The organism is Streptomyces sp. 2A115, from assembly GCF_052245575.1.
In the GTDB taxonomy this organism is placed as follows: domain Bacteria; phylum Actinomycetota; class Actinomycetes; order Streptomycetales; family Streptomycetaceae; genus Streptomyces.
The window spans coordinates 1-578 of the sequence record NZ_JBQQCG010000264.1 but is presented as its reverse complement, the minus strand read 5'-3'; the positions used below and the strand labels follow the sequence as shown (position 1 = coordinate 578).

Annotated in this window: 1 protein-coding gene; it reads right to left on the bottom strand. The window is 68.7% G+C overall.

Going from position 1 to position 578, the window contains the following annotated elements; translation table 11 throughout:
* A partial coding sequence (locus ACTWQR_RS55950) for a transposase (RefSeq protein ID WP_443235048.1) occupies window positions 1-452 on the bottom strand: 452 nt, incomplete at its 3' end.
* Between the last annotated feature and the right edge of the window lie 126 nt (window positions 453-578).

Genomic DNA, 578 nt, shown 5'->3' with positions numbered 1-578 from the left:
GTCCGGCCGGTCTCCAGGGCGGCGACGAAGGAGTACGGCCAGCCCGGCACGAACTGATCCGTCTTGCGGTCTCCGCGCCCGTAGACGTGACAGAACAGCCGGTCGTCGCTGGTCGGGGCGTCCGGGCGGAGCCAGTTGCTGACATCCACGGCCAGCACGATCCGCCCGTCGGCCGCCCGTGGCAGTGGCAGGCCGGCCAGCGTGCGGCGCAGCCGCGTCGGCTCCAGCCAGCCCCGGTCCAACGCGGCATACAGGGCCCCGTGCCCCCGTCGGTGCTCGACCGCCAGGCAGAGCTCGACCAGGGTCTTCACCGGCCCGTCCGCGCACAAGATCGCGTCGGTGAGCTCGAAGAGCGCATCGGCACGGCGGTACAGGCAGTCGTAGAAGTCGACCCGAAAGCGGGACAACACGCTCAATGCCTCGCCTGCGGGCGCGTCGACGGGGAGACTCATAGCAGCGGCCGTTCTTTCGTGCTTCGTTACTCGACATCTCGAAGCGTGAAGAACGGCCGCGTCACGTGCCGCCGGTTTCCGAGGATCTCAGCAGGTCGAGTGACCTGCGACGTTAAACGCCAAGCT